Genomic DNA, 19447 nt, shown 5'->3' on the forward strand with positions numbered 1-19447 from the left:
CGATCGACGGACGTGGAAGTTGATCAAGCCGGCGGCCGTCGAACGGCCGCCGGCTTGATGAAAGTGCCGTCTCAGCAAGACTTGTGGATAGACTCCGGCTCGGGCAGGTCAGGAACTCCGCGAAATCCAGGTCTCGGCGATCCGCCGGAGGTCCGGGTCCGGCTCGCCGTTCTGGTCGGAGAAGTAATGGCGTTCGAGCTGACTGATCGACCGGCCCAGTTCGCTGAACTGCGGCGCGGGTAGCCCGTTGTGGCGCTGGATCTCGTGGAGAAGGCCCAGGACCGAAAAGGGTGTGATCGGATCGGGCAGGGTGAAACGCGCCTCCTTGACGCTCCTGGGACGATTACGGAGGTAGGCGAGGAGTCCGCCGAGGGCCGCAAGCCCTGCGACGAGACCGCCGACAACCCACCAGAGCCAGCCGCGGGCGGCTTCGCCGTATCGCGATTCGAGAGCGACGACGGGCTCGACCTTGGCTAGATCGGCGTCGACGTACCGCTGGTAGACGAGGTTCGCGCCGTCAACCTTGGACGTGGGGAAGTGGAACGAGGACGCACGCTCGCCCTGGTCGGCGGAGCCCTGATACTTCACCAGCCACGTGCGCTCGGAATCGACGACGTTCTCCGGGCTGTCGGGATCGAATCGGGAGACGGCGAGCCCCTGGTCCTCGACGTCGGCGAGCTTGAAGCCTTCGGCCTTCAGGTCGAGCAGATTGTCGATCTCGGGGACCAGGCCGTGGGCCGTCGCCTTGACCTCGACGATCAACTTACCGTCGTCCGCCTGGCGCTCGTCCAGCGTCTGGGTGAGTTCGACATGCGTGAAGGGGCGAGCCGACGGAGCGTCAGTCGAAGCGTCGAGCGGCAGCGGCGGGGACTCCACGGGGAGGATGACATAGCCCGAGGTATCCATGAAGTCGAGGTCCAGCCGCAAGGGAGCGAGCTTGTCCACCTTGGGCCCTCGCGCCTTGAGCAACAGATAGGCGTATGGGGTGACGCGCCAGCCGTAGTCGTTCGTCGCCCGCGAGTTGACCTTCTCATCCTGGAACGTCACGGAGACGATTTCGAACTGGTCGTTGAGGGCCTGTTTGACGACCTCCTGGAACTTGTCCCGATAGTTCACCAGCGGTCGGCCGTAGTTGTAGTACATGAGGCCGCCGGAATTCTGGTTCTGGAGGTAGCGGCCGAAGCCGCCGGACTCGCGCTCGATCTCCTTCGTGTGGAGTAGGTTCACGAACACGCCGAACGGCTTGCCGTGGCCGACCGTATCCGGGCCGTCGATCTGGGAGACGAGTTTGATCTCCGTGACCAGGTCGCGGTAATACTCGTAGACCTTCTTGGCCTCATGCGCCTGGGGATGATCGCCGACGATCTCCAGCCCGTACTTGAGGTAGCGGACCTTCACCGACGGCTTCACGTTGTTGAGCTGGGTGAAGAGCGTGTTGGCGAACTTGCTCAGGTGGCGTTCCCCCTCCTCACCCTTCAGGCTCGCGAGCGACTGCTTGATGAGCGGCGGCTGCTTGGGGTCGGGGAGCGACTCGTCGGTGATCGCGCCGACGTCGCAGGCTCCGAGCGCGGCGAGGAACCAAACGTCGAACGGCTGGGTCGATTGCTCATCCTGCGGCAGTCCCGGCGCAGCGGCCAGATAGAGGTCGGCGGCCTTCTTGAAACCGGCCATCGCTTCTTGCCGTCGAGGCGCGTATTCGGGGCTGTGCTCCAACTCCTGGCGATAGTTGTTTTCGTCGTGGAGGAGGGCTGCCTTGGCTAGCACGAGAGCCCAGTGGTCGGCGTGTTTCGCGAGTCCCTGGTCGACGACGCTCCGCGCGACCTCGTAGCCGCGGAGGACCTCCGCGCGGATGTCTTTCTCCTTCCGCTTGGTCTTCTGTTGCTGCTGTTGCTCGGGCTGGCGCCAGACGCTGACGAGATTCGCCCGCATCTGCTGAATCAAGCTGGCGAGGGTCGTCGGCTTGAGGGCGTCGAACGAGCCGAAGACTCGATTGATGGCGTCGAGCCGGTAAACCTCGGCCGGGCTGTGGCAGGCGGTGAACGCCTTGGTCAGCAAGCTCTCATCAAGGTCGCCGATGGGGAGTTGCCGGAGCCGCTTGATCCAGTCCGACAGCTCAACGAGGTTTCGCTCCTGCTTGGAACGGGTCAGCGGGATGCCCTCGGCGCGGGACTCGAAGCCGTAGACGTAGAAGAATCGGCTGCGTTGGAGTTGCTGAGAGTTCGGGTCGTGGTTCTTGGTCCAGGTTCGGACGAACTCCTCGGCTAGCTCCTTGGCCTGGCGGGGGTTCGTGGTCGCAAGCCTCTCAATGAAAGGGAACGCCGTCTCCTCCTCGTCCACTTTCAGATAGAGTTGGGCGAGGACGGTCGCGAACTTGGGCTTGATCCCGTCGTCGAGCGATTCCAGCCAGGCGTCGCCAGGGCGATTCTTGAGGACGTCGCCGGTGGTCAGGGCCTTGGGCATGTTCCCCTGGCGCTGCATCATCATCTCGGGCGACATCTCGCTCATCATGTTGCTGTAGTAGACGTTGCCGAAGGAGTCGTACTGCATCCGCGGCCCCAGGCTCCTCGTGAGGTCGAAGCGCCGGGAGAAGTCGGCCTCCTTCAGCCAGGCCTCGGCCAGCAGGGCGAGGCTGTTCCGCCAGGCCTTGGCCCGCTCCGGAGCTTTGGCCAGCAGGGTGTCGACGGCCAGCTTTTGCAGCTCCAGCGACTTGAGACGGTAGTCCGTATCGAACCCGTGGGTTTGCAGCCCCTGCGAGGACGCCGCTCCGATGGCCGCGATGATCTCCATCCCGCGCTCGGGGCGTTCGCCGAAGCTCGTCTCCAGCCAAGTCCTGCCCAGTTCGTCGCGGATCTTGGGGGTCAGTTCGACGGCCCGGCGTACGGCCTCTTCCTTCTGCTCGCGGTCGACGGTTCCGGCCGCCAGGGCGGCCTGGGTGGCGTTCCAGGCCTGCTCCAACTGCTGGGCTTTCTTGTCGCGAGCGTTCAGAGCCAGGTAGTGGCGGGCCAACAGATTGAGAGCCTCGCGATCGTTGGAGGCGACGGCCTTGTCGAACGGCGGCAGGAACGCCCCGGCTTCCAACGGATTCCCCGCGGCGAACAGGACGAGGGCGGCCTGACGCTCGGTCAAGGCGGCGTCCTTCTCGGGCTTCTTCACTTCCTCGCGAACCCTGGCGACGAAGTCCTCTACCACGTTCCCCTGCTCGATCGCCTGACGGAGGATCTGGCCGAGTGGGGCGATCCGCTCCTTCTCCAGGCGAGTCGGCGAGACTCGCGCGAGGGCCAGGACGTCCTCGTTCGAGAAGACGTTCTTCTCCATAGTGAATTGCTGGGGAGGGGGCATGGCGACCTGCACCCCGTTCATGTACTGGATCTGCCCCTGCATCATCGAGGAGTTGTTCGGGCCCGAGGAGAGCGACTGAAGCAACTGGCCGTAAGCAGCCTTGCCGATCTCGGCGTCGAGCTTCTGGAGGTCCGCCTTGACGGCCGGCCAGTCGCCGAGCGTCACGTCGAGTTGGAGGGCCTTCAGGTCGCGATCGAACGTATCGGTCGTCCCAGCGGCGGCCGTCGGCGAGGGCGTCGGCGTCTCAGTTACGGGCGTTGCGATGGGGGCGCCGGCCGCCTGGAGCCTCCGGATCGTGGCAGCGGAAACTCCGGGAGGGATCGAGGAGTTGGACGACGTCGCGCTCGTCCCCTCCTTCAACGCAACCTCGCGGGGGGTAGACCACGCCTTGAGCATCGCCGAAGGTCGACGGTCGAAGGTGAGCTGCTGAACCTTCTGGAGTTGCTGCTGCTTCTTGGCCTCGGCGGCGGCCTTCGCGGCGGCGGCCTCGGGGGAAAGAGGCGCGAAAACGTCGGAAGGGAGTTCGCCCTCGCGAACGCGTTCCGCAACCCGGGCCGGAGTCGCGCCGGCGACCACGCCCGCAGGCGTTTGGCCCGGCGTCGTGACGACGGCGGCCGGGCTCGTCGGGGCGACGCTTCCGGAGATGACGGCCGAGCCCACCGACACCGCCCCTTTCCCAATGATGACCGTCGTGGTGGGCGGAGGCGGAGCCGTGGGGGTCTGGGCGGAGGCCGAGACCAGTGCGACGATCAGGGAGGTCGCGACCCCAAGCAGGGCCGTCGTCCGGCGGAAGCGACTCATGGCGATGAACCTCGGATGATGGCGACGGCGACAGCGTCCCCGATCGCGCCCCCGAACAGGGGGGCGAAGCATCGTAAACAGGATCGATCTGCAAGGCTCCGGCAAGGCCGACGCGGGGCTAGTTCAGCCCCGCGTCGAACGAACCGGCGGATCAGGAGCCGGAGTTGTCCGGCGGGGGGCCGGAGCTGGCCCCGCGAGCATCCTTGGGAGGCTTCTGGCCGTTGGGCTTCTTCCCCGGCTTCTTCCCCGGCTTGTTGCACTGGCCGCTCTTGCAATTCTTGCACTGAGAGGGGAGGTCCAGGCCCTGGAGTTCATCCAGATCGAGCCGGGCCAGGCGGATCGTGCTCTCCAGATCCTCACGAAGTTCCTTGGCCCTGGCCTGGTCGCCGCAAGCCTCGGCCTGCTCGGCGAGCAGGCGGTAGGTCTGGCGGGCGCCGTCGATCTCGGGCTCCCATTCGGCGTTCGGAAGCCCTTCCAGCCGCATCAGCCAGGTCATGTAGTACTGGGAGTTCGCCAAAGCCTCGCGAGCGTCGTCGACCAGCTCGGGGTCGGCCGACTTGTCGTCCTCGAGCTGGTCCACCAACTCCGTGAGGTCAGCGTAGGCCTCGGGGAGTTTGCGGTCCTGCATCCGGACCTTGGCCCGCTGGAGCTTGATCCGGCGGGCGTCGTCGAGCCGGCCTTCGGGAAGCTGCGACAGTGCGGAATCGTACTTGGCGATCGCCGCCGCCCAATCTTCCTCGGCGGCCAGTCGGTCCGCCGCCTGGAGGGTCTTTCCAACATCGTCGAGCCGGAGCTTCTCCTGCCCCGGACCGTAGTGGTAGGCCCCGAAGGCCACCGGCACCATCAACCAGCCGAGAAGTACCAGGATTCGCATCTCATCCCCTTTGCAATAAGAACGGATCCGGCCCGTCGCATTCGGCGTTCGCCGAGCTCACTTCTTGAATGTAGCGATTTCTTCCAATTCTCGGTATTTCGAAATCGGCCTTCGGGGCTCGGCCAGCCGCTCGCGGATCCTGGCGAGCGGCACGCCTGGCCGCCAGCGAGTCCCGTAATAGTGCAACAGCATCGGCAAGAAGGCCAACGCCAGGCCACCGATCGTGCAGGCGATCAGGGCGTACTCGCGGCGCGTGAGCTGCTCAAACGCCGACTTCCGAGGAATCACGGTCAGCGTCGAGAGGAGCGTCGAACCGACATGCTTCTGATTGCCGTCGTGGTACGTCCCCCCCAGGCGAGTCGCGATCTGCCGGAGCGTGCCGGAATCCTGACGCGACATCCGGCCGTCGATGAACGATCCCGTGCGCGGGTCGCCCACGCCGATGATCAGGACGTCGGCGATTGACGCCGGCAGCTTGGGCATCCCCGTGGCGGGAACGGTGTCGCCGTCGGAGAACATGACCAGCAGGGTGCTCCTGGGCTGCCACGGCTGGGCGATCTTGACGGCCTCCTCGAGTCCGGAGAAGAGGTCGGTCTGGCCGGCCGGGAACGCGTACTGGAGCGGAAGGTCGCCGAAAATGTTGCGCACGACCTCCAGGTCTTTCGTGTCGACCACCACGGGCTTCGACCCGTTGTAGCAGGCCACGACCGAAAGGAGGTACATCTCGACGGGGATCCGCTGGAGCATGGACTCCATCACCCCCGCCGCCCGCTGCATTCGACTCTGGTCGGCGTTGGGGCCGGCGTCCCGCAGCCGCATGCTGGGGGAAACGTCCAGCACCACGACGACGTGCCGGCGCTGGGAGTCGGGAAGAGCTTCGGCCGCATGCATCTTCGGCGGCAGGACCAACAGCGTTCCCAGCCCCCACGTCAGCGCTGAGACGGCGGCGATCCGGATCAGCGGGGCGAACCGCGCCCAGGGGGACGGGCGACCAGTCGGGCCGAAGGCGAGCGTGGCGATCCGACGAACCCGGCGCGCGTGGAGGATCTCGGCCATCGCAACGAGCATCGCCGCGCCCAGCATCGCCGTTTCGACCAGGCCGAAGGTCACCATGGGTTGTACCTCAGCCCGAAAAGCGTGAGGCCCGTGAGTCCCAGAAGCGAAAGCCCGGCCAGGCAGACGGGCCGGAAATCGTCCAGCACCTCCGGAGCCGTCTTCTCCAGCCGGGTCGCCTGCATCGAGTCGATCCGCTTGAAGACGGACTCGAGCGAGCCGGGGTCGCCGACCGGGAAAACCTCACCGCCGGTGATACTCGTGATGTTGATGATCTCGGCGGGCGGATCGCCCTCGGAGATGTGGATCTCGAAGACGGCGATGTTGTTCCGCTTGAGGTCCTGGGCGATCGTCTCGTCGTTGCCGTTGGAGAGGTCGAAGCTGTCGCCGTCGGTGACCAGGATGATCATTCGGTCCCCCTCAGGCCGCTCGACTAGGACGTTTTTGCAGGCCATCAGGGCCTGACCGATCATCGTCCCCCCCATCCAGGGTGGGACGTTTTCCGGCTTCATGAACGGCGGAGCGCACCGAATGGCCGAGGCGTCGCTGGTCAGGGGCGTCCAGTGGAGAACGTTGTTGCCGAAGAAGGTCAGGCCGAAGGCGTCGCCCTTGCGGATGTCCAGGAATTCGTCGATCGCCTTCATCGAGGCGTCGTAACGACTTCCCTCGCCGAACGGGGCGGTCATGCTGCCGGAAACGTCGACGCAGAACTCGATGTTCGTCAGCGCCCGGCGGCTCCGAGGCGCGCTGAGTTGCTGCGGCCCCGCCAGGATGACGATCACCGCGGCCAGGACGAGCGCCGGCAGCGATTCCGCCAGGCCGATCAGGAACGCCCATCCCCGTGCGGCGTTGGGCCGACCGTGGTCGAACGGCAGGGCCACTCGTCCGTCCGATCGCTTCCAGGTCCACACCAGGAGAGCCAACGGCACGACCAGCAGCAGCAGGACGAACGGGTAGGCGAAGCTCACGACGTTCCCCCCGCAACAACCTGCGCTGGCTCACCCTCATGAGCGGGGATCGTTTCATCGGCGTTGAGGTAGGGACGCAGGAGCGCGGCCAGTTCCTCGCCGCGCGCCTTGGGATCGAAGTCGGGCCGATGCAGCCAGTCTTCCAGGCCGCGAAGGAGCGGGCCGGCCTCGGGGTTCGCTCGCATCGCGGCGAGCGCGACGGCCGGCCGTTCCCCCTGCAGACCCAGTCGATCACGCCAGTAGCCGATGAGAAGTCTTTCCAACTCCGCCCTGCCGGAATCGTCGAGTGTGCCGTCGATGGCCGCGCCCACGAGAGGCTTCAGACGCTCGCCGAGGGTGATCGGCCGTGCGGCCTCGACCCGACGCGAGGCGGCGGTGCGTCGGCCCCGCATCAGGATGTACGTCAGCCCGGCAAGCCAGAGCGACGCCCCCACGGCGATCAGGAAGCGATACCCTCCCATCGGGGGCGACGGTTCGAGTTGAAGCGAGTGCGGCTGGATCTGCCCCGCCGCAAGCGTGGGCGTGACCCGAACCGCAATCGCTGGAACCTCGCCCAGTTCCGAGCCGTCCTTGCGCCGGAGATACTTCCGCAGGTCGTACTCGCCCGGTTCGAGGGCGTAATAGACGAGGTTGTATCGAAACGCCGAGCCGTGCGGGAAAGCGTCGACGATCCGCAGGATGAGCGGCTCGCGGCGGTCCTCGATCGGCTTCACCTCCAACTCCGTCCCCGGAATCACGAGCTGGTCGATCCGAGCGGGCATGCCCACGGTGGAGTTGGTCGAGGCCGCGGGCGACTCGGCTCGCGACGAGCCGAACGCTGCGAACAGGGCGACGGCGATCGTTGTCGAGCGGTGAATCATGATCATCGGGCCCCCCGTCCCAGGAGGTCCCGCATCCGGAAGAACTGGCGGAGCCGGGAGACGTAGGGCTTGTCGACGTCGATCAGCAGGTGATCGATCCCCCGCTTCTTGAATCCCTCCTCAACAGCCTGCTGGTCGAGCCACCGGGCCCTGCGTCGAACGAGCACGGGAGCCCCGGTCTCAGCCTCGCGGCCTCGGACGAAGCCGACGCCTCGCAGGCTCTCCTCGGCCGGGTCTCGCAACTGCAGGACGGCGAGGTCGTGCTGCTGAGCGAGCCGGCGGAGCGAGGGGACGGCCTTGGGGTCGTGAAGGTCGCTGAGGACGATCACGAGCACCCGGTGCGTCAGGCTGGGCGTCAGTTCGGCCAGCCGAGAACCCAGCGAAGTGGGCTCGTCGCGGCGGTAGCTCCGCAGCTTGTGCAGCCACTGCATGACCTGGTCCTTCGACATTGTCGGCGTGACGTGCAAATTGCGCCCGCCGACTCCGAGGACACCGACCGGGCTGATACGCTCCAGGCAGGCGAGAGCCAGGCCCCCCGCGATGAAGAGGGCCGTCTCATACTTGGTCGGATGGTGCGAGCCCACGGTCATCGAAGCTGAGGTGTCGATCAGGAGGTAGGCGGGCATCCGCTTGGGAGCCTCGTACTCCTTGACATGGACCCTCCGCGTCCGGGCGGTGACCCGCCAGTCGATCAGTTTGATCGGGTCGCCGTACTGGTAGGGCCGCGACTGGACGTAGTCGACCCCCGATCCCAGAAAGGGGGAACGATCCGCGCCGTAGCTCAGGCTGTCGGCGAGCCGTTTCACGGCGATCAGGAATTGCCGCGAGTCCAGGACGTCGTGGCTTTCGATCCGGCTTTCCACGCGAGGTCGCCCCTTTCCAACGGTCGTTAGTGCGCGTGGCCGTTAGCGAGAGCCGCCTCGGGGGCCGCCGCCCGTCCCCCGAGGGGGCCCAGGATTTCGCGGAGGACGTCGGGCCCGGTCAGCCCTTCGGCAAGGGCCTCGTAACTCAGCCGGATGCGGTGCAGGAGAACGTCCTCCGCCAGGGCGAAAAGGTCCTCGGGGATCACATAGTGGCGGCCGTGGATCAGGGCCCGCGCACGGGCTCCCTTCACCAGGGCGATGCCGGCTCGGGGGCTGGCGCCGAGTTCCAGGGCCGGGTGCGTCCGCGTCCGCTTGACCACCTCAACAACGTGATCCGTGAACGTGTCGCTGACGTAGACCTTGTGGACGGCCTCCATCACCCGGACCAGGGCCTCTGTCGTCGCGACCGGCCCCCCATCCAGCACGTCGAACTCGGTGCGAGCCACGGCCCCGCGATCCTCCCGGCGCACGCCCAGAGCGATGTTTCGCTTGAGGACTTCCTTCTCCTCCTCGGGCGTCGGATAGTCCAGGCGGTGGCAGAGCATGAAGCGGTCGAGCTGCGCCTCGGGGAGTTCGAACGTCCCGCTCTGCTCGATTGGGTTCTGAGTCGCGATAACCAGGAAGGGCGTCGGCAGGCGGAAGGTCTCATTGCCGATGGTCACCTTCCGCTCCTGCATGGCCTCCAGCAAGGCGCTCTGGACCTTCGGCGCGGCGCGGTTGATCTCGTCCGCGAGGAGAAGGTTGGTGAAGATCGGCCCCTTGTGGATGCGGAAATCGTTGGTCCGCTGGTCGAGGATCTCGGAGCCGACGATGTCGGAGGGGAGCAGGTCGACGGTGAACTGGATTCGGGCGAAGTGGAGGTCGATCGTCCGGGAAAGGGTTGAGACCAGCAGCGTCTTCGCGAGCCCCGGCACGCCCTGCAGCAGCAGATGGCCGCCAGTGAAGAGCGAGATCAACAGCCGCTCGACCACGACGTCCTGCCCGACGACGACCGTCCCCACGCGCTGGCGCACGTCCCTGATGAAATTCAGGCATTCAGAATCGATCGAGGCATCATCGCCCTGTTCAGACGGCGCGGGAGCTTCTGGATTCATGATTCAGTCCGCAAGACACAGCGAATCCTCCAACGACGCCGAAAAACGGGCCGGCGACGCCGAGGTTGAATCGACGCTTTCAAGACTTCAAGGAACGCGACTTCAGTTGTTGCAAGACGATCTCGTCCACCCTCAACGGCGACCTCCTTGAGATCGCTCGAACCGCAGAACAAGGACTGACTCCCGACGGACCGTCATGCCTTCTTGATGTCTTTTCGATCGCTCCCAGGTTGCAAACGCTCCGACGCTCTCAGGGCGTCCGGAGGGTCCCCACCCCGAACTCCGACAATCATCGGAGCGGCCCGTCGCCGCCGCAAGTGAAAAAATCCGAAACATTGCGGACTTGGAGACTGGACCCACGCCTTGAATCTTCCTCACAGACGAGTTTCTCGATCTCCTCCGATCCAGGCGACTCGAGGCGAGCGATATTACGCCGGACTTTTCCAGTCGGCTGTCGATTTCGGACTCGTCGGGGCGGACGAGCGTCCCCTGGTGCGATCAGCACCTCGACCGCAGGGCGGTTCATGGCTTGCTGGATGTTCGCCAGCATCCGGATCATGACCCGGCCGCCGTGTTGGAACTTGCCGAAGATCGGAAGCTTCTCTTCTTGAGCATCCCTCGGACCGGAACCCGCTTCAGGCGTTCATCGTCGACCGATTCGGTTTTCTCTCGAAGGCGTCGGGATGACCCTTATGTTCTGCGTCGGGCGGCCTCATCTCGCGAATGGTTGGGAAGCTCTTGGCGTCGTTGAAGAGATCCAGGATGTTCACGATGAAGCAGAGGTTCGTTGATCTGATCTTGGCGGCGGTCAAGGTCGTCCGAGACCCCTGAGGCTATCAATCGGAACGCCTACCCCCTGTCACTCTGGAATCCATCTTGAGCCCCGTCTTCCTCATCGACGAAGTCGAACCCATACCGCTGGTTCGGGAAGACGTTCTCCTGGGTGATAACCGAGGTGTTCGACTGCGAAGATCATCGCGAGCCCAGATCAGGCTGACGTTTCGTGAATCACAGCGCGCTTTCGAGTAAACGAGTCGAGACAAAAGACTAAGGCCTCTCAGGGTGTTCGATGTGCTTAGTATTGTTATGCGTGGCGTTTATTTGCGTGTTGCGGAACAGTACGGATTTTTTCTTGACAGATCGTTGTGGTGCACGCGATCATGTCCATTCGTGATCGAACATCCTCACATGAAATCGTACGCACATTCATTCGGTAGTTTGTATTGCCTGACTCAGAGTACCCATGAGCCCTAAGCGATACTCCGATTTTCGACTCGCATGCCACGTGAACACCGTCTCACGCCTTAGTGGCTCGAACGGCTTGCCGCATCGATGCTTCTCTCCCCACAATCGGCAAGAGTGAGTCGACGCGCAGCATCTAGAAACCCAACGGCGTCTCGACAGCCGTTTCAACAAGCTGACCCTCCCCGACGACCTCGAACGGTCGACGCCCCTCCTCTCCCTGCCGTCGCCTACAGCTGCCTCTCTTTGGATTACTGAGACCTTGACTGCGCTGATGCGGTCGAGGCCCGCCTCATCACTCGATCGAGGATCCAGATGTATACATGTGAGCAACAAAGCGATTTTGCAGTTGCTTCGGAGGCTTCTAGAGACGAGCTTCGGCAAGTCCGGATTTACGACGGGTCAAAGCGGGTTATGGACGTTGCCGTGGCCGCGACGGCCCTCTTCGCCTTGTGGCCCTTGCTGATCGCTCTAGCCGGTCTCGTCAGGTTGACCAGCCCCGGACCGATCCTATTCCGTCAGCGAAGGTTGGGACTTGGGGGCGAGGTTTTTTGGTGCTACAAGTTTCGGACGATGTCGGCCGACGCCGAGCACCGACTGCGATCCGACGCAGAACTTCGGTCTCGATTCCAGGGCTCCTTCAAGCTGGAGCGTGATCCGCGGCTGACCCGATTCGGACGATTCCTCCGGAAGACGAGCCTCGACGAACTTCCTCAACTCTTCCAGGTGTTGACGGGGCACATGAGTCTGATCGGCCCGAGGCCGATCGTGCCTGAGGAACTCGCGAAGTACGGCGAGCATGGAGAGAAGCTGCTGACCGTCAAGCCCGGCTTGGGAGGGTACTGGCAGGCCAATCGCACGGGCGCAACCACCTACGAGGAGCGGGTTCGGATGGATCTTCGATACATCGACGAACGCTCGCTGCTGCTTGACGTTTGGCTCATCCTTCAGACCTTCGGAAACGCCGTTGCGCGTCGCGGAGCCTGTTGATCCTGTCAACTTCGAGTCCCCGAAACTGCGAGGCTCCAGACATGACGTGCGCATACAACGGTAAAGACATAAAGATTTTAGTAATCACGCATTTGCTACTGCCTGATTCGTGCGGCGGGGCGCCGATTTTCACGGACCTTTGCCACGGCCTGGCCGAGCGTCGGATGGAGGTGACGGTTCGTTGCGCCTACCCTTACTACCCCGAGTGGACCGACAAAAGCGGTTCCAACGGCCTTCGGATTGAGCGGGAGAGCGTGGGCGCTCTCCAAGTCGAGCGGCACGGCATGTTCATCCCAAGCCGGCCGCAATCGATCGTCCAGCGAATAATGTATGAATTGTCCTTCGCGGCCTCGCTGAGCCGTTCATTGTTCCGCGGCGGCAAGTACGACGCCGTCGTCGTCTTCTGCCCGCTGGCGGGCAGCGTCGCTTATGCCGCGTTGCACAAACTGGTCCATGGAACGCCCGTCCTCCTGAACGTCCAGGATTTGCCGGCGGATGCCGCAGCTGCCGGAGGGGTCGCGAAAAGCCGAGTCGTTCGCGGTCTACTCCGGTTCGCCCAGCGAATCCTGTTCAACCGCGCCGACGCCTGGCGCACGATCTCGCCGGTGATGCTGGAGCAGCTCAGTGGTCTGAGCCGACGTCGACAGCCGCTTTACCTGATCCCAGACTGGCTCCATCCGACGATGGCCGAAACGATCCGCTGCCTCCCGCCCAAGTCCGCGGGGTCCACCGGGCGACCGCTTAGGCTCTTCTATTCAGGGAATATCGGAGGCAAGCAGGGGCTCTTGGATTTCTGCAAGATCCTCCAGCAGTGTGACGCCGACTTCGAATTTCGGATCAACGGGTGCGGCGGCGCTGCCGCCCAGGTCCACGAGTGGGTCGCCTCGACGCAGGATCCCCGCTTCGAGTTCGGGCCGCTCGTGGACGAGCCGGGCTTCGTCCGCAATCTCCACGAGGCCGACCTGTTCGTGATCACCGAGAAGCCCGACAAGCGCGCCTCCTTCTTCCCGAGCAAATCGATCCCGGCCATGTCGTCTGGGACGCCGATCCTCGCCGTCTGCAGCCCAGACAGCCCATTGGGAATCGAGATGCATCGCCACGACGTCGGCCCCTGGTTCTCCTGGGACGACTGCGACCGGGTCGGCGGATTTCTGACTTCGCTCTCAGCCTCGCCGGAGCGGCTCGACCATTGGCGCTTCAACGCTCTGAAGCGTTCGGAGAACTACCAGCGCGAAGCCTGTCTCGATCGTTTCGAGGGGGCGATCCGCGAACTCGTCCGAGCCCAGGCCGCACACCCGGTCGCCGCCGGTCTCCCCCGTCCGACCGCGGTCGAAAACGTATGAGCCCTAGCGCGGCCAGGGCATGATCGGACCCGACGCGTTCGGCCGGCTGACCATCTTCATATATCACGACCTGCCGAGTGGCAGGGCATAACAGCAAAGGATTTTGATCATGCGAGTTCTCGTCACAGGCGGGGCCGGCTACGTCGGCTCAGCCCTTGTTCCCATGCTTCTCCAACGCGGCCACAAGGTCCGGGTCTATGACCTGCTCAAGTTCGGCGGGAACGGCCTCCTACCTTGCTGCCAGGACTCTCGATTCGAACTGATCAAGGGTGACGTCACCGACGCGGTCGGCGTCAAGAAGGCCCTTGAAGGCGTCGATGCGGTCGTCCATCTCGCTGCGATCGTCGGCTATCCCGCCTGCAAGAAGGAGCCCCAACTCGCCGTCTCCACGAACGTCGACGGGACGAGGAACGTGCTCGAACAGCGCAAGCCCGACCAGAAGGTCGTCTTCGCTTCGACCGGCAGCATTTACGGATCAGTCCCGGACTACGTCTGCAACGAATACACTCCCCGCGCTCCAATCACGCTGTACGGCGAGACCAAGGCTAAGGCCGAGCAAATGGTCCTGGAGGCCGGCAATAGCGTGGCGTACCGTTATGCAACGGCCTTCGGGGTGAGCAACCGGATGCGGCTCGACCTTATGCCGAACGACTTCACCTACCAGGCTGTCAAGAACCGCAATCTCATCGTCTACCAGGGCGGATTCAAGCGGACCTTCGTCCACGTCCGTGACATGGCTCGATCGATCCTCTTCGCGCTCGACAACTGGGACGCGATGAAGGACGACGTATACAACGTTGGGCACGAATCCATGAACTTCACCAAGGAGGACGTCGCTCGCCAGATCCTCAAGCACGTCGACTATTACCTCCACTTCGCCGAGGTGGGGAGCGACGCCGATCAACGCAACTACGAGGTGAGCTACGAAAAAATCCGCGGCAAAGGTTTCGAGACGACGATCGACCTGGGCCACGGGATCGCCGAACTCGTCCAGGCGGCCCGCCTGATCGACTTCCAAAACCCATTCGCGAACGTCTGAGCGGGGGAAGCCCTATCGTACGGCGGCCATGCGCGTCGCCGGCCTCACTCGGAATCGGAGTCGGAAGCGGAGGTGGTGATGCAGAGTTTCTGGTCCAACAAGAGAGTGACCGTTACGGGAGGGGCGGGCTTTCTGGGGCGACACCTGGTGAGTCGGCTCGAGGGCTATGGCGCTCAAGTTTACGTACCACGTCGTCGCGACTACGACCTGACGACCCTCGACGCGTCGCTCCGGTGCCTGTTGGAACACCCCTGCGACGTGCTCTTCCATGCGGCCGCATACTACGGCGGGATCGGCATCAACCAGACCCAGCCTGCAACGCTCTACTACACCAACCTCGTCATGGGCGCGAACCTCATGGAGGCCGCGCGCCTGGCGAAGGTTGGAAAGTTCATCGCGATCGGGACGGCATGCAGCTACCCGGGGTATCTTGAAGGCCTCCTGAATGAGGAGGACCTTTGGGCTGGCCCCTGTCATGCGAGCGTCGTTAATTACGGCCTGACGAAGAAGATGATGGCCGTGCAGGGGTTGGCCTATAAGAGGCAATACGGGCTCGATTCCATCCACCTCATCCTGACGAACCTCTACGGCCCGGGAGACAGCTACAACCCTGACAGATCCCACGTCGTCGCGGCCTTGGTCCGTAAGTTCGTCGAAGCGGAGCAGGCGGGCGCGCCAAGCGTCGAGATTTGGGGCACGGGCAAGCCGGTCCGAGAGTTCATCTACGTCGAGGATTGCGCGGAGGCGATCCTCCTGGCGGCGGAGCACTACTCGGACGTCGCGACGCCCTTGAACATCGGCACCGGCGTCGGGACCTCGATCAAGGAGCTTGCCGAGGCCGTCCACGCGGCCTCCGGCTTCCGCGGCAAGCTCACCTGGAGCGTCGACAAGCCAGATGGAGCGGCATTCAAGGTTCTGGACATCTCCCGGATGAAATCGGCTCTGGAAGGTTGGTCGGCGCCGACGGGGCTCGCGGACGGACTTGGGAAGACGATCGCCTGGTACAGGGCTAATAAGGCCCAGGCGGATGAAAAATGGTGAACGCCGGCGTTTCGCATCCGGAGATTGCAAACGGGGTCCATCAGACCGAAGCTACCGCGGCGCGCCCCCCGATCCGGTTGAGCAAGCTGCCGAAGAATCTATCCCCGCGCACCAAGCCCGTCTGGTTTGAGGCCGTCTGGATGCTTACCGAGGCTTTGCTCGTTAGCAATCCCCTGCAGATCTCCTCAGGACTGAGGGTGGCCGTACTCCGCCTCTTCGGAGCGAAAATCGGCGTCGAGACGCTGATCAGAGACGTCCGAGTCAAATATCCGTGGAAGTTGGAGGTCGGCGATCGTTGCTGGATCGGCGAGCGAGTTTGGTTTCACAACCAGGACCATTTGACCATAGGCTGCGATTCGGTTGTCTCCCAAGAGACGTTCATCACGACGGGATCGCACGACATCGCGGAGACGATGCATCTCGTCACGAAGCCGGTTCGCATTGGCGACGGAGTCTGGATCACGTCGCGTTGCATCGTGCAGATGGGCGTGACCATCGGCGACAACGCGATCGTGACGCCAGGCAGCGTCGTCCATCGATCCTTGGCGTCAGGTGGAATCTACGGCGGAAACCCGGCGACCTTCAAACGGAATCGCTGGGTCGAAAACCCCGAACGAGACCTCGTCAGTCAAATGGGAAATCCCGAGGCCGCCCCCTTATGAAGTCAGTTCCCTCGAGCCGACGTAACGCAACCGATCTCGACGCCTCGCTTACGGTGTACGCCGATCTTAAGCGAGTGTGCCGGATCGCGGGATTCCACTGGCCGCTGATCGCGACCGCGTGCGCCGTCGGGATTGCTCTGGCTCTCGCCTACCTGGCGACGACACCGAAGACCTTCCGCGCCACGGCTCGGCTGCTGCTCACCCCGGAAGGGGGCAGGCCATTGATTATCGCCCAGAACGTTGAACGGGCAGGTAGCCCGACTCCGGATCGCGAGGACTTCCTGCCGACTCAGATGGCCTTGATCTCCAGCCCCCTCATCGTGAATCGAGCGATTGCGGCGCTCGGTCCGACGGCGCTGCCGACGATCCGCGCCTCGGCAGAGGATCGCGAAGGTGAATTGGCGGCGCAGGTGATCGAGAGGATTCGGGTTTCCCGGCCAGATCGAATGGCGAACATCGTCGGCGTCAGTTGCGATGCAGGATCGGCCGAAGAGGCCACTCGACTCGTCGAGGCGGTGGTCGAGGCCTATCGCGAATCCCTCCTGCGAGACATGCATCAGCAGGGGAACTCCCGTCTGATCGAACACATCCTGAAAGCCCAGGCCGCGCTGAAGGGCGAGATCGACGCTTCGGAGCACAAGTACCTGGACTTCCGAAAGTCCCACCCCGATCTAGCCGCGACGAAGGAAGGACGCCCCCTGGGGGAATTGCGTCTCGAGAGTTGGGGACGCGCCGCCAACGACGCAATGGTCAAGGCGGTCCGGCTGCGTTCGCAGTTGGACATCGCTCGGAAGCTCGCAGGCGAGGGCATGGCTTTATGGGCCATCCTTCACGCGATGGGCGAGTTAGGGGGGGAATCGGGAGAGCTTTTGAAGCTTCTCGGACCGGGAGCGGCTCAAGGCGTCGGAAACGACTATCTCCACCAACTCGCCCTCGAACGGGAGAAGTTGGTCGAGAATTATGGGCCGAAATACTCGAAGGTCGTCGACCTCGACCAGCGGATTGCACAACTTCGTCAGCGAATCGAAGGGCCGGAGACGCGGGGAAGCCGAAACGAGACGGCGGACCTTATTCGCGCGATGGAGAGATCGCTGGCATCCGTGGAGGCGTTGCAAACCGAGTGCGAGAAGCGCCTCTCCGCTGACCAGGCCGAAGCCGATTCTCGTGAGATCAACCTGCTTACGGAACAGAGCCTTCGGGAGACGTTGACTCATCAACGGTCGCTCCTGAACAATCTGACGGATCAACTCGAGCAGGCCCAACTCACGAACGACTACGACGGCGCGAGCCTGCAGGTCATCGAGCCTGCCCGAAGCTTGGCGGTCCCGGTCCATCCGAAGTCTGGGTTGACCCTGGCGATCGGTCTGGCTGCTGGTTCTTGCCTCGGACTGGCGATCGCCCTGTCCATCGAGCTCTTCGACGACCGCACCAGAACGCTCGCCGAGATCGAGGATATTCTGAAGTACGAGATTCTCGGCCGGATTCCCTGCTTCAAGCGTGACGGTCCCGAATCCCTCCTCGGACTTAGGCATGAAGGGGATGTCACTGGGGCGTTCCGTGGGCTCAGGGCGAACCTGGAGTTATTCCGCCGCGACTCCGGGGCGACCGTCTTTCTCGTAACGAGCCTTGATCCAGGTGAATCGAGCTGCTTGGTTGCAGCCGAGCTCGCCGCCGGTCTGACCCGGTCTCGCCGCAAAATCCTCGTGGTCGACGCCGACTCGAGACGGCCTAAGATCGAGATGGATCACGACGTCGAATCGGACCGGTGTCTGGTCGGCGCGCTTCGGAACGCACTTCCACTGTCGCAGGTCGTCAGGCGGTCGTCCCCTGCCTCCTTCGACGTCGTCCTCACCGGGAAGGTCGACGAGGATTTCGTCGACCTGGTCGTCGGCGGGGAGATGAATCGAATCATCCAGGAAGCTCGACATGAATATGATGTCGTCATGATCGTGGCCTCTTGTTTGACGTCGATCGAGTCCACCATCGTCCTGGAACACGCCGACGCAACGGTTTTCGTCCTGGAGGGCCAAAGGCCCCGTCGCGACGACCTCCGTCGCTGTCGCGACGTCCTTCAGGGATCGGGACGGCCGGTGTTCGGCGTCGTCCTCGAATCGAAGCCCTTCAAGGCCGCCACAGCCTCGGCGCAAGCATTGCCGGCCAGGCAGAAGGAGGAGTCCGGAAAGGAGTCGGACGAGTTTGAGAGAGACGATTCACATCGCATGGGCGGATTGCGACGGAAGTCGGCCGAGCCGCCTTTCGGAGGCTCGGCTCCTTCACTCACCGCTTGATTCGTAAGGTCGATGAGGATTCCGAAATGTCGAGAGCATGGCACTACGTCATCCTGAGCTTAGCGGTTTCGCCCCTCGTTGCGCTCTCCAACTCCGGACAGGCGGGCGAGCTGGGCGACGTCCCCGACGTGGTCGTCCCCTATTGCAAGATTGATTTCGTCCAAAAGACGCTGGTCGGCTCCAATGAGTCGGGCCTTTTGCAGCGGGTGACGGTGCGGCGAGGAGACCGGGTCGAAGCCGGGCAGGTCCTCGCCAATTTGGCCGACGGCGAACTCCGCGCCGAACTTGAACTCCGTACCGCCGAGGCGAAGAGCGACGTCGAGGTCCGCCTGAGTTCGATCGAACAGAAGCGAGCGGCCTACAGGCTCAGTACGTCGTCGATGCTCCAGCGTCGCAACGCTTCCTCCGTCGAACAACTTGAACTGGATCGAATGGATGCCGAGATCGCTGGTTTGGCCGTCGAGCAGGCCGAGACTCGACGGCATTTGGCCAGGCTTCAGCAGGCCAAGGTCGAGGCGATGGTGCGTGCCAGACAGATCGTCAGTCCCCACGCCGGGACTGTCGCCGAAGTCTTGAAGCGTGAGGGGGAGTCGCTTCAGGTTGGTGAGCCCGTACTTCGGATCGTGAATACAGAATTGCTGGAGGTCGTTGGTCGACTCGACGTCGGCGAACGCTGGAAGGTCAAGACCGGGATGGCCGTCCGCATCCATGTCGTCGTCAAGGGGGCTTCTCTTCCGCTGGAGGACGACGAATTCCACGGCAAGGTTTCTCACCTCGGGGCTGAGATTGAGGCGTCGACCCAAACCTGCGAGGTGATCGCCGAGGTCGCAGACCCCAATCATTCGCTACTCGCAGGCCTGGAAGCCACCATGGAGATCTCTACAAACCCCAGGATGGCATCCACGCCCGATCCACGCTCCTCGGCACCATGAAGTCTTTGGCGCATCGAGGACTTTGTTAGGACGGATCGAATCAGCAGGCTCCCCTTAC

General features: G+C 63.6%; 14 protein-coding genes. 7 read left to right on the forward strand and 7 right to left on the reverse strand.

From position 1 onward, the window contains the following. Positions 1-108: 108 nt before the first annotated feature. The 7 genes from G5C50_RS23125 to G5C50_RS23155 all read right to left on the reverse strand — a co-directional run bounded on the left by G5C50_RS23125 (position 109) and on the right by G5C50_RS23155 (position 9852). Positions 109-4140, reverse strand: a complete 4032-nt coding sequence (locus G5C50_RS23125; RefSeq protein WP_165073331.1) for a hypothetical protein — start codon at positions 4138-4140, stop codon at positions 109-111. 151 nt (positions 4141-4291) lie between these two features. Then, entirely contained in the window at positions 4292-5014 is a 723-nt protein-coding gene (locus G5C50_RS23130; protein ID WP_206107817.1) for a hypothetical protein, read from the reverse strand. A gap of 57 nt (positions 5015-5071) precedes the next feature. After that, positions 5072-6127, reverse strand: coding sequence for a vWA domain-containing protein (locus tag G5C50_RS23135; RefSeq protein WP_206107818.1), 1056 nt, complete (start codon positions 6125-6127; stop codon positions 5072-5074). Continuing rightward, a complete protein-coding gene (locus tag G5C50_RS23140; RefSeq protein WP_165073332.1) occupies positions 6121-7035 on the reverse strand; it encodes a vWA domain-containing protein in 915 nt (304 codons plus the stop codon). The genes G5C50_RS23135 and G5C50_RS23140 overlap by 7 nt, the downstream gene beginning before the upstream one ends. Further along, a complete protein-coding gene (locus G5C50_RS23145; protein ID WP_206107819.1) occupies positions 7032-7901 on the reverse strand; it encodes a hypothetical protein in 870 nt (289 codons plus the stop codon). The genes G5C50_RS23140 and G5C50_RS23145 overlap by 4 nt, the downstream gene beginning before the upstream one ends. Continuing rightward, positions 7898-8758, reverse strand: a complete 861-nt coding sequence (locus G5C50_RS23150; RefSeq protein ID WP_165073334.1) for a DUF58 domain-containing protein — start codon at positions 8756-8758, stop codon at positions 7898-7900. The genes G5C50_RS23145 and G5C50_RS23150 overlap by 4 nt, the downstream gene beginning before the upstream one ends. A gap of 26 nt (positions 8759-8784) precedes the next feature. Further along, a complete protein-coding gene (locus tag G5C50_RS23155) occupies positions 8785-9852 on the reverse strand; it encodes an AAA family ATPase (RefSeq protein ID WP_165073335.1) in 1068 nt (355 codons plus the stop codon). A gap of 1656 nt (positions 9853-11508) precedes the next feature. Here G5C50_RS23155 and G5C50_RS23160 point away from each other — a divergent pair. From G5C50_RS23160 to G5C50_RS23190, 7 genes are all read left to right on the forward strand, one after another. Beyond that, positions 11509-12084 carry a sugar transferase gene (locus G5C50_RS23160; RefSeq protein ID WP_255487511.1) on the forward strand — a complete coding sequence of 192 codons (576 nt, stop codon included), beginning with the start codon at positions 11509-11511 and terminating at the stop codon, positions 12082-12084. A gap of 41 nt (positions 12085-12125) precedes the next feature. Then, positions 12126-13427 (forward strand): glycosyltransferase family 4 protein, encoded by a 1302-nt coding sequence (locus tag G5C50_RS23165; RefSeq protein WP_206107820.1) that lies wholly within the window; start codon positions 12126-12128, stop codon positions 13425-13427. A 109-nt stretch (positions 13428-13536) separates the two neighbouring features. Continuing rightward, positions 13537-14466 (forward strand): NAD-dependent epimerase/dehydratase family protein, encoded by a 930-nt coding sequence (locus G5C50_RS23170; RefSeq protein ID WP_165073338.1) that lies wholly within the window; start codon positions 13537-13539, stop codon positions 14464-14466. A 78-nt stretch (positions 14467-14544) separates the two neighbouring features. Beyond that, positions 14545-15507 (forward strand): NAD-dependent epimerase/dehydratase family protein, encoded by a 963-nt coding sequence (locus G5C50_RS23175; protein WP_165073339.1) that lies wholly within the window; start codon positions 14545-14547, stop codon positions 15505-15507. Then, positions 15501-16169 (forward strand): DapH/DapD/GlmU-related protein, encoded by a 669-nt coding sequence (locus tag G5C50_RS23180; RefSeq protein ID WP_165073340.1) that lies wholly within the window; start codon positions 15501-15503, stop codon positions 16167-16169. Before G5C50_RS23175 ends, G5C50_RS23180 begins: the two co-directional genes overlap by 7 nt. Further along, complete coding sequence (locus G5C50_RS23185; RefSeq protein WP_165073341.1) at positions 16166-18457, forward strand: GumC family protein; 2292 nt, start codon at positions 16166-16168, stop codon at positions 18455-18457. The genes G5C50_RS23180 and G5C50_RS23185 overlap by 4 nt, the downstream gene beginning before the upstream one ends. Positions 18458-18483: 26 nt before the next feature. Next, positions 18484-19389 carry an efflux RND transporter periplasmic adaptor subunit gene (locus tag G5C50_RS23190; protein WP_165073342.1) on the forward strand — a complete coding sequence of 302 codons (906 nt, stop codon included), beginning with the start codon at positions 18484-18486 and terminating at the stop codon, positions 19387-19389. Positions 19390-19447 lie beyond the last annotated feature (58 nt).

Origin of the sequence: Paludisphaera rhizosphaerae (genome assembly GCF_011065895.1) — a bacterium.
GTDB lineage: Bacteria > Planctomycetota > Planctomycetia > Isosphaerales > Isosphaeraceae > Paludisphaera > Paludisphaera rhizosphaerae.